10 protein-coding genes are annotated in these 10845 nt (G+C 45.1%); 6 read left to right on the plus strand and 4 right to left on the minus strand.

Annotation, left to right across the window (positions count from 1 at the left end; translation table 11 throughout):
* Positions 1–164: 164 nt before the first annotated feature.
* The 3 genes from H1S01_RS06975 to H1S01_RS06985 are packed head-to-tail and all read left to right on the plus strand — an operon-like array spanning position 165 to position 3146.
* Positions 165–2237: a methyl-accepting chemotaxis protein gene (locus H1S01_RS06975; RefSeq protein WP_188039360.1), complete on the plus strand. Its 2073-nt coding sequence runs from the start codon at positions 165–167 to the stop codon at positions 2235–2237.
* Between the two features lie 27 nt (positions 2238–2264).
* Positions 2265–2762: a GNAT family N-acetyltransferase gene (locus H1S01_RS06980; protein ID WP_188039361.1), complete on the plus strand. Its 498-nt coding sequence runs from the start codon at positions 2265–2267 to the stop codon at positions 2760–2762.
* A 45-nt stretch (positions 2763–2807) separates the two neighbouring features.
* A complete protein-coding gene (locus H1S01_RS06985) occupies positions 2808–3146 on the plus strand; it encodes a cupin domain-containing protein (protein ID WP_188039384.1) in 339 nt (112 codons plus the stop codon).
* Between the two features lie 173 nt (positions 3147–3319).
* Here H1S01_RS06985 and H1S01_RS06990 read toward each other — a convergent pair whose 3' ends face one another.
* Positions 3320–3697 carry a VOC family protein gene (locus H1S01_RS06990; protein WP_188039362.1) on the minus strand — a complete coding sequence of 126 codons (378 nt, stop codon included), beginning with the start codon at positions 3695–3697 and terminating at the stop codon, positions 3320–3322.
* A 768-nt stretch (positions 3698–4465) separates the two neighbouring features.
* Between H1S01_RS06990 and H1S01_RS06995 the strand changes: the two genes are divergently transcribed.
* On the plus strand, positions 4466–4747 hold the full coding sequence (locus H1S01_RS06995) for a hypothetical protein (RefSeq protein WP_188039363.1): 282 nt from the start codon (positions 4466–4468) through the stop codon (positions 4745–4747).
* A 68-nt stretch (positions 4748–4815) separates the two neighbouring features.
* On the plus strand, positions 4816–5190 hold the full coding sequence (locus H1S01_RS07000) for a hypothetical protein (protein WP_188039364.1): 375 nt from the start codon (positions 4816–4818) through the stop codon (positions 5188–5190).
* Positions 5191–5197: 7 nt separating this feature from the next.
* Here the strand turns inward: H1S01_RS07000 and H1S01_RS07005 are convergent, their stop codons facing one another.
* On the minus strand, positions 5198–5824 hold the full coding sequence (locus H1S01_RS07005; protein WP_207732224.1) for a gamma carbonic anhydrase family protein: 627 nt from the start codon (positions 5822–5824) through the stop codon (positions 5198–5200).
* 116 nt (positions 5825–5940) lie between these two features.
* Positions 5941–7725, minus strand: coding sequence for an MASE3 domain-containing protein (locus H1S01_RS07010; protein WP_243237128.1), 1785 nt, complete (start codon positions 7723–7725; stop codon positions 5941–5943).
* A gap of 287 nt (positions 7726–8012) precedes the next feature.
* Between H1S01_RS07010 and H1S01_RS07015 the strand changes: the two genes are divergently transcribed.
* Complete coding sequence (locus H1S01_RS07015; RefSeq protein ID WP_188039367.1) at positions 8013–9194, plus strand: aminotransferase class I/II-fold pyridoxal phosphate-dependent enzyme; 1182 nt, start codon at positions 8013–8015, stop codon at positions 9192–9194.
* A 116-nt stretch (positions 9195–9310) separates the two neighbouring features.
* Here H1S01_RS07015 and H1S01_RS07020 read toward each other — a convergent pair whose 3' ends face one another.
* Positions 9311–9886, minus strand: coding sequence for a flavodoxin family protein (locus tag H1S01_RS07020; protein WP_188039368.1), 576 nt, complete (start codon positions 9884–9886; stop codon positions 9311–9313).
* Positions 9887–10845 lie beyond the last annotated feature (959 nt).

The raw sequence follows: 10845 nt of genomic DNA on the forward strand, positions 1-10845 counted from the left end.
TTAAGATGTACATGCATCCCGAGAAAAACCTCTCATTGATGGAAAACTTGAAGGGATACCACTTGAGCGGATTCATCGGTAGTTGACGATGATTCATCTACCAGATTATCTAACCTGGTGGCTAAAACGAACCTGATGGCTAAAAAAAGGGAGGGATCGTACTCGTGAGTTGGATTTATGACATAAAAATCTCTAAAAAGATCATCCTCGTTGTTCTCGTTGGTGTTTTGTTCAGCATTACCATCGGCGGAGTGGGACTCTATTTCATGAAAGAGATGGATCAGGCATCACAGCGGTTGTATCATGATCAGTTACTTCCCATACAGTGGCTGAACGAAACGCGTGCACTGAACTTGATGAACGATAAATACCTTCTAGAAATCATCAACGAACCGGATCTAAACAAACAAAAAGAGATCAAGCAGCGTCTCGATGAAAATGTTAAGCAATCAAACGAACTGTTTGCCCAATACCAAGAAAAAACATTATCGGAACAAGAGCAAGCGATCGTCAAAGTATTGGTGGACATTATTCCGAAAAACCGTGAAGCCCGAAACCATGCGATCCAACTGGCGATGGAAGGAAATCGCCAGGGAGCTATAGACGCCTATAGGGCCAATTTAAACAACTCCGTGACCAACACACTTCTTCGCCGGGAATTAGGCAAATACAGAGAAGCCCAAGCGAATCAGATCCAGCAAAAAGTAGAGGCCGATTTTTCCCGGTCGATCTACACCATGTTGGGAGCCATTTTATTATCGACGGTGGTATCTTTCGGGCTAGGGGCATGGATGGCCCGCCTTATATCCAAACCAGTTGTCGACATGGAGCGATTAATGGCTAAGGCTGGGTCGGGTGACCTGACCGTCTTCGGTGACGTTCAGGGTATGGATGAAATCGGTGACCTGACTGCCTCTTTCAATAAAATGGTCAAAAGCCAAGCGGCAATGGTGGAGCACGCACGCAAAGCGGCCGACGAACTAGCCGCAGGGTCTGAAGAAACGGCTGCGTCGGCAGCAGAAGTATCGGTGGCTGTCCAGGAAGTCGCCCAGAACATGCAAAATGTAGCCGAGAAGTCGGAGCGAGGCACTGAGGCTGTATTGGAGTCATCGGAAGTGCTGTTGGAGCTTTCCTCGCTCATTCAGATGGCGAAAGAGAAGGCCAAACAAGCCTCAGCTACCTCCCACGCGACCATGGATACAGCCGAGATTGGTAAAGAAACGGTGAAGCAGACCGTACGCCGGATGGAAAATATCAACCAAAAGGCAGAAGAGACGGGCAAACTCATGAACCAACTGGTCCAGTTTTCTCAGGAAATCGGGGTCATCACGGAGACGATCACCAATCTGGCGAACCAAACGAACCTGTTGGCCTTAAATGCGGCGATCGAAGCTGCGAGAGCCGGGGAAGCTGGTCGTGGCTTTGCCGTAGTTGCCGAAGAAGTACGCAAACTAGCCGATCAATCCTCTCAAGGGGCGGCAGAAGTCTCGGCACTGGTCCAAAAAATCTCCGCCAGCACGCAGGCAACGGTACAAGCGACCAACGAGAGCCGAAAAGAAGTGGAGGAAGGCGTTCGGGTCGTTTCGGAAGCTGGCAAAGCCTTGGATAACATCCTTCTGGCGGTTCAAGAAACAGAGCAAGCCATCCAAGGTATCGTCAAACTGACCGAGGACGAAGTAGCCAGCTCCGACCGCATCGTCAGCCTGATCAACACGCTTGCGACCGTCATCGACTCCCTGGCGATTCATGTCCAGCAGGTGGCAGCATCGACGGAGGAAACGACAGCTTCTGTGGAAACGATTGCCGCCAGTGCTGAGGAATCGAGCGCCATGGCGCAAGAACTGAGAAATTTGGTGGAGCTATTCAACGTCGATTCATCGTCTAAAAATTGGTCGAACGAAGAACATCTGATCAAAGCGAAATCAGACCACTTACTCTGGAAGGTTCGAATCGTCAACATGATCAACGGAACAGAGCAAGTGCGTCCCGAGGACGTGAATACTCACCGCGAGTGTGCATTAGGCAAATGGTATTTTGATGCAAATAACTCCTTCAAAGACGATAAACATTTCCTCGCTATCGATGAGCCGCACCAGAAGGTTCACGAATACGCCTTGAAAGCAGCCCAGGCATACCAGGCTGGTAACCACGATGAAGCACGTAGAATGCTCAAACAGCTGGAAGCCAACTCGAAGCGAGTCATCTCAATGATCAACAAGCTGATGAAAAAGGTATAACGAGGATAATCTGGGGGCTTAAGAATTATGGAACTGAGAATCAGAGAAGCACAAGTCGCAGAAAGCGAAACCTTGACGGAGATTTCTTTTTCGTCGAAACAATATTGGAACTACCCAAAGGAATACTTCGATGTCTGGAGAAATGAATTGACCATTACCCCTGCTTACGTAGAGAACAACATGGTCTTCGTGGCTGAAGTTGACGGGCAGATTGCCGGGTATATGTCTGTGGTGGAAGTAAAAGAGGACTTTTGGGCAGGAAAAGTATTTGTACAGAAAGGGTTCTGGTTGGAGCATATTTTCATTCGTCCTGTGTACATAAAGAAAGGCATCGGCTCCAAACTGATCTCTTTCATCAAAGAGATTTGCCGGGAAAAAGGAATCGCCGATTTATTCATATTTTCCGATCCCTATGCGAGAGGTTTCTATGACAAGCTGGGAGCCACGTATATGGGTGAATCGCCTTCGAGTATCGAAGGACGAAGCGTATCGTTATATCGCTTATCTATGATTCCTAAATCGTAATTCATTATAAGGAAGAGGTTACAAGGGAAGGAATGATTCAACGTGATGGAAAAAATCGGTCAACTAAAAATCATCGATGTGCCTTCCATCGTTGATTCCGTAACCGAAAAGTGGATCAATGTAACCCTTTCGCAGGTAAATGATTCACTAGTCCGGCTCGGTGTGATCGAGGGGGAGTTTCACTGGCACCAGCATGAACAGGAGGATGAGTTCTTTTATGTTGTGTCCGGCAAGTTGTACATCGATCTGGAAAATGAGTCGATAGAATTACATCCCCAACAAGGCTATACCGTTCCGAAAGGGGTAGTCCATCGTACAAGAGCTCCGGAGAAAACAGTCATTCTCATGGTCGAAAAAGACAGCGTAAATCCGAAAGGCGATTGAGGCAAGTCATTTTTCACGAGCGAAGCTTAGATTGCAGGAACGCAAAGAAGAAGTGGCTCAAGCTTGGTAAAGCGATGAGCCACTTGAATTTTAAGCGATATATATTTGTGTCATGGGAATGCACCGAACCGAGAAAATAAGTGGTAGACGATGAAAGAACGCTAGATACTATCCTATCCGCGAAATTCAATCATCTCTTCGTCAGGACCGAGAAATACCACTCGTATCCAGCCTTCTTCTTCGGGAGTTCGTGCCGCCGAAGAATGAGGGAGTTGGGCTATCGGTATGCCAGCAGCTTTTAGACGGTTAAAATCTCCGTCAAAATCATCACTGAGCAGGCAAAAGTGATAGCCGCTGTTTTTCGGACCCTCAGGCATGTGGATCAGTTCGAGGACTGTATCTCCCAAACGAAGATAGGCAATTTTCTCAATCCCCGGGGCGGGAACATCGTGCTCATAGTATTTTTGAAAACCAAAATGCTCTTCATAAAAGCGAATTGAAGCAACGCGGTCTTTTACGGTGATGGCGACATGGTCTATCTTTTGAAACATCTTTCCGCTCCTTTCGCTGTTCGTAAAATCTAGTTTCTGAAGAATCGATGTAGGTATGCAGTGAAAAGTTTACCATCGCCTTCGGAAGTATCTATTCTTATGGAAAACAAATCGTGGAAAAATATATACGTGAGGGTTGAACCAACAGTGAGTCCTCGCATATAATTAAAACACAACAAGAATCCTTATGGAAGAGCTCACCAGAAATACTGGAGGCTCGGTACTTTTGTACCGGGCCTCTTTGTTTTTGTCGCGGGCTCGGAGAGGGGGAAAAACGATGAGAATATTACGATGTTGGCGGTTCATTTATTCACAGCGGTAATAAGGAAAAGAAATAACTTACGCACTAAAGAAATAACTTACGCACTTTTATTAAATTTTCAATACTAGTAGTAATTATTAATAAACCTACTTTATAATGAATTTGCGAAGAAACTTTACAGTTTACCCAATTAGACAATTTAATTTCGAATGTGGCGGAGGTGTCATGATGAAACAGTCATTAGATTACGAGCATGAAAAGCGGGAAAGTTTTGTTAATGGCATCGAAGTGATGGTTACCGTAATCTTATCTGTAGTTGTCATCTGGTCGGTATTTTAACGTATAGACAAGATTTGGCCCGTTAACAGCCTAGGAACATACCTAGGCTGTTTTTTATGTCGCTCGTTTTTACAGTCGATACCATGTGATTCTCCTAATGAGAGGAGGATTTTGTGATATCTTCCACGAAGGGTATCAACGATTCTAACGGTAGAGGAGGCGAGAGGATGGACTCCTTTCTGTTGGTGGCTGTTATAGCGGTTATAGCTATAGTCATGAAAATCTTCCGTGGTCAAAGATTCGATCGTGACGGCGGAGATGTCGACTTTGGAACTGGCGATGATTGCAGCAGCAGTGACGGAGGTTGGAATTTCTGGGGTAGTGACGTCGATGGAGACTGTGACAACAGCGGTAATGATTGCGGCGGTGACTGTGGAGGTAACAGTGGCGGCGATTGTGGCAGCGACAGTGGTGGAGACGGCGGCGGAGGCGGAGGTGGGAGCGACTAGACTGAGGTACGTTTCGGGGTACCGGAGAGGGAGCCTCCAAACAGGTGAGGGTTACGGGAGTGACAAGGTTGTTTTCTACGAAAAGAACGATAGTGATGATGGTTGTCTTTATCCTGATGGTGAGTTCTTACGGGCTGTTCACTCTGTTCGTCCATGGCCAAGTTGTTCAGCCCGAATCTGTGATCATCGATCAAATCAAAGAGGAAGGTGATAATGCGCTGTATTTGAAAGGGGACACTAGGAGCAGTTCTCTAGGATTCAGCGGTTATCACTACAGGGTTGATCATAATATCATTTATTTGCAATTGCGTTATAGTCTTGTGAGCCGCATACATCGGACGGGCAATTTTGAAATTAAAATACCGGAAGGGCTAAAAGATGTGACCAAGGTGTACTTAGAAGGAGCCGATGAAAGGGATATCAAACTAATCTGGAGCAGATAAAAGGGAGTCAATCCAGGGGATCTAGAACTACGTCCTGAAAGTGAGCCGCATACTGATCAGCGCGGATCGTTGTCGTCATCTGGTATAGATCTTTTCTTTCTGCAAAGGTTCCTTCGATACCAAAAGCGGCTTTGGCAAAGCCGACCTTTCGAATCGCCTCACTGACGGCTTCGAGTTGATCGGGGCTATAGAGAGTAACAGGATCGCCAATGGCGATAGAAAAGGGTGGAACAAAAAAACCGCTAGGGATAACTGTCATGGCATGGACCAGGGCACCGACAGCAATTACCGCACCGGAGCCGATTTTCGCTCCTTGGAGCACGGTGGCCCCCGTCGCGATGTACGTACAAGAATCGACGGTACATCCTAGGAGCGTAGCATGGGGACCGATAAACACATGATCGCCAATGTGTACGGGCAGGTCCGTAGACGACCTGTTCCCACGGAGCACGGCATTTTCGCTGATGATGGCATACTTGCCGATGGTAATCTCCGATGATTCAGCGTTTACAACCGCTCCGAACATGACTCTCCCATGAGGACCCACAGTCACCTTTCCCACCAACGTCGACGTGGGAGCGATGTAGGTAGTCCGATCCACCTTTGGCTCATAGCCGCGATGGCGAATCAACATCATAATCACCTTCCAAAAATAAACTACATGGGTATATTCGCCTCTCGGATAACCTTACCTTTTATTTTTGAATCACGATCAAGAAAAGCGTGACCGAAGCGGGCCACGCTTTTTTACTACGCCGATATGGCTAAGCTGGTTGTCCTGTGTTCTTTTTCGTAACGAACCGGTTGGAATTTGACAAAGAATGTAGTTCCTTCCGAGCCTGTGATAAAATCCATTTTTGCGTTATGACGTTCGGCGATTTTGTAACAAGTCGCTAACCCCAGCCCTGTCCCGTTCGCTTTGGTCGTATAAAAGGGAAGTCCGATTTTTTCCTGTGCTTCCTCTGGAATTCCTGTACCTTCGTCTTTGATAGCAAGAACGATAGCTTCCCCTTCGCTATAGGTGCGTATCGTTACTGCACCTTTTCTTTCGGTGGCGTCGAGACCGTTGTTGATCAAGTTTAATAACAATTGACGGATCTCATCTTCGTTAAGAAGAATCTTTGGAATGGGATGTAAGTCGGGGGTGATCGATTTATCTTCCTTCCAGGCTTTTGCTTGCAATAAGGGCATAAGATGATCGATGATTTCATTCAAACTATGCTCGCTTTGATGAGAGGACTTTGTTCGGGTTAAGGAAAGGAACTCTGTGATGATCGCGTTCGCCCGGTCGAGTTCACTGATCATCAAATGAAGATAATCATCGTATTTTTTTAGCTCCGCATTATTGGCAAATATCTGTAGAAATCCCCGAACGGTGGTTAGGGGATTTCTCACCTCATGGCCGATTCCTGCTGCCATTTGACCGACGATATTTAAACGGTCTAACCGGGTCAGTTCTCTCTCATATCTGTTCTTTTCGGTGATATCGATAAACTCATAGTAAAGGTACCGATTGCCGTTGAGAAGGATAACTTCCGTGTTTAAAATAGCCTCTCTGATATGACGCTGTTTGGTGTTGTACTTGATTTGGAGATTACTTACGGGTCCGTTCGCAATCAATTGGTGGGTGTCCAGTGCTAGACAACTGATTTCTCGTTGTGTTTTGCCGATGACGTCCTCTCGGGTAAAACCGGTGTTGTTTAAATAGGCTTGATTGACATCAATAAATCTATAGTCTTTTACAGAAACGATAGCCTTCATCACGGGGCTGGAATGGAAAGATAGCATGAATCGTTCGGACGATTGTTCCATCTGCTGATACGGATAAATAATGGTGTTGGCAAAAATGCCTTTAAACAGGTAATAATAATAACAGATTTTCAGACAATGGCCCCAAGCACTTTGAAAAGAAGTCGTGGAAGGGAAGACGGCGAAGATGAGTTCCGCCGGGATCGCAGTCAGAATCGCTAAGACGACATGACGTTTATTAAAAAAATGTTCACCCGCATAGGTACGATAAATTTGTATCAAACTTAACGAAAAGATGGCCACAATCGTATATTCAATGATGGCTTTCGTCAATGTAGCGCCTACCCCTACCAGATACAGAGGAGGAAGTAAGTTAGGAAAACGCCAAAAGGCGAATGAAAGAAGGGACACCACAGCAAATGTAACAGAAAAGCAAAGCCAGCGATTATACCGAAAAGAAACCCCTTGTGTCGTTAAATATAATACAATTGCTTCTACTAACCTGCCGGCGACCCAATACCGACCGGCTAAATCATAGGTAACCAGTGAGTTCGTAATGACTCCCACGGAAGATAGGATGTGAGCAGTATCAAATACTGCTGCTGATAAAAAGCCGACGCCGAGTAACTGGATCTCTTGGGGAGCCCGCTTAAATAAGGTCAATGCGATAATAAAACCGGTGAATGCAAGGTAGATACAGATGCCTTCAATCAGGCTATGTGTTACCTGGTAATGGGAGCTCCAAAAAGGCTCGAAGGCAATCGACGTTAAAGTAGTGGACACCATGATGATGGGAAATAAATAAAGTAGGTTAAAGTCCGATTTATGCGTTGGTTTATCAAGTATATACGACAATCATATCACCCGATATACTGTTTTTTCTTCATTATGCACTATGAATCGAGTGAATCTTGTCGAATTATGTAATTGCATTAATTATTTTTACACAAAATTGAAACCAGTGGTTCCTTCGGGTATAAGCAACATCCCTAGAAAAAGTCATGATTCGTTTGAAATCGTAGGAAAAATAGGCGTATACTTAGTAAGAAACATTGGATAAGGAAGTGTACGTTGTGAACGGGATTTTCTCTGATAGAATCACCGATGTACCGAGATCTTTCATTCGAGAAATCTTAAAGGTTACCGTCGATGAATCTATCATTTCATTTGCCGGTGGTTTGCCCAATCGAGACCTTTTCCCTGTAAACGAAATCAAAAGGGCCACCAACAAAGTCCTCGATTTATTCGGTGCTGATGTCTTGCAGTACAGTGCATCGGAGGGCTTTCTGGGACTGAGAGAGTGGATCGCACAGCGGTATAAGACGAGAAAGAACATCGATGTTGACCCTGATGATATTCTCATCACAGCCGGGTCCCAGCAGGGATTAGACTTATTAGGAAAGACGATTCTCAATGACGGCGATGATGTGGTGATGGAAGAGCCTGGTTACTTGGGGGCGATTCAAGCCTTCTCCTTATATAAGCCGACATTTCATCCGATTCCGTTAGAGACCGACGGCGTTGACATTCAAAAATTCGAACAAGCTGTTCGAAACCACAACATAAAACTGTTTTACTGCGTTCCCAACTTTCATAACCCGGCCGGCATTAGCTACACCTTGGAAAAGCGGAACGCAATCGCCGACATCGTGAGGGGAACCAATACCATCATTATCGAAGACGACCCTTATGGCGAATTGCGCTTCTTAGGCAGTGAACAACCCTCTTTTTACAAACTCATTCCGGAAAACACGGTGTTACTCGGTTCCTTCTCGAAGATCGTAGTTCCTTCGTTCCGGATCGGCTGGATTGTGGCACGGAAAGAAGTCATGGAGAAGCTGATCATCGCCAAGCAGGCCTCTGATTTACACACGAACTATTTCGGTCAACGGATTATTCATCAACTGTTAACAGATTACCCGATCGATGATCATATCCAAACTATCCGGAAAGCCTACGGGATCCAAAGGGATGCCATGGTAGAAGCTATCGAAGAGTATTTCCCCAAAGATATCGAATACACCAAACCCGAAGGGGGAATGTTCCTCTGGGTCACGCTCCCCGAAGGCGTTTCCGCGGTTGAAGTGTTTAACGAAGCCATCGCGAGGAAGGTGGCCTTTGTTCCCGGTGACCCCTTTTATATCAACAAAAAGGGAGTCAATACATTACGACTGAACTTCTCTTGTACGAATGAGGATACAACCCGACTGGGCATTCAGCGGTTGGGGGAAGTTATTACGTCAAGGATAGGCTAACGGTAGTACTTCTCAGGAGAAGTACATCTATTAGGAGTGCATGAATGTAAAAGCTCGCCAACTACGGCGAGCTTTTGTTGTCCCTGATTGTCGGTAAATTCATACGTGAAAGACTCTTATCCATGAATCTTTTTCAAAATCCACGCCATGTTTTGACCAAGATTCTTCATATTAGACATGCCTTCTTGGTCTTGCTCTACCTCTCCAATATCTCTTCCATAAACCATGTTCCAGTAAGTTGACCCAACTAGAAACATTTCCTTGCTGTGCAGAAAATGATGCAGCGTATCAACGGCACTGATCGCACCACCACGTCGGACAGCCGTTACAGCGGCACCAACTTTATGTTTCAAAAGACCTCTGTTACTCGCCAAAACGATGCTGGCCCGGTCAATTAAAGCTTTTATTTGCGAAGTGACTCCAGCGGAATATACCGGGGAACCAAGTATAATGCCGTCGGCAGCAATCATTTTTTCTAAGCAACTGTTAAAGGAGTCGTCAACGACAACACATTGTTTGTTTTTTTGAAGGACGCACCCACCGCACGCAATACAACCCTTAATCGGATGATCGGCTAATTGGATTAGCTCGGTTTCGATTCCGTGCTGATTAAGTTCTTCAAATATCGTTTGAATTAAGATGCATGTATTACCGTTTCTTCGTGGACTTCCATTAATACCAATTACTTTCATGTACTCCATCTCCTGATTTAGCTAATTCGTTGTTATTGAAGTCTTCTTTTCCTGAGAGAAATATCCCTGTTTTATGCTTCGGAAATGATAAATTGACTTAAATTTTCCCTAAAAATTTTCACCTAACCCATTATCCACATAAAGCCACTGTAATGACCAACGTCCGATTTGCCCCCCTTGGTGTGGATGAATAGTAAATAGTATCGTTGGTCTTTTAAGAGGAGCAGGGGGCATGGAGGGGAGAGTTTGTACCTGTAATCAAGCAATGCTATAAAACCTCAAAGAAAATTATGGAAATAGTTGAAATGTGTTGATATAATGAGATTTGTCTGAATGATTAGCCCAGATTGTTCCTAGCAATCGAGTCGCTTATTAGGGGAAAGGTGACATTCCTTGTTAAGCATAGGAACGAAGAGGTTAATTGAGCGTGAGTCAAATGAATTAGTCGAGGTCCTAGGCGAAATGAGCCGAGAAATGATGGAGCTAGTACTAGTTGAAGCATCGCTCAAACGAGCCCAGGGAAGGCCTGAATTGGAGAAGTTAATTCAGGCTATAAATCGGGTGAAGAATCTTAAAAACGAGCGATATCAGAGTCGCCAAATGATCGGATAAAGGAAAATCGTCAAATAATTGTTTTTACAATTGCATAAATGTATGATGAGTCTTTATTCGGGAATGGCTTGAATCACAACGGCAGCGGAACAAATCGGGCCGAGCTGTTTTGAGATCAGTATGACCAAATGAACAAACGCGTCCTTTTATATCCGAGCGATCTCTCCATTATTGGCGGGGTCGCTTTTTTGTGTTTACGTAGCAGCTAAGTGTTTCGAAGGATGAGTACTCGTTCTCTGTTCACGGATACCACAATGATCATTTTTAGATCGCACATTCGACACCCCTACTATGCGCCTCTAACAAATTAAACTAAAGAAAAGTGGCAAATAGGCAAGATTATTTTA

The sequence above is a fragment of the Heliobacterium chlorum genome (assembly GCF_014502795.1).
Classification (GTDB): Bacteria; Bacillota; Desulfitobacteriia; order Heliobacteriales; family Heliobacteriaceae; genus Heliobacterium; species Heliobacterium chlorum.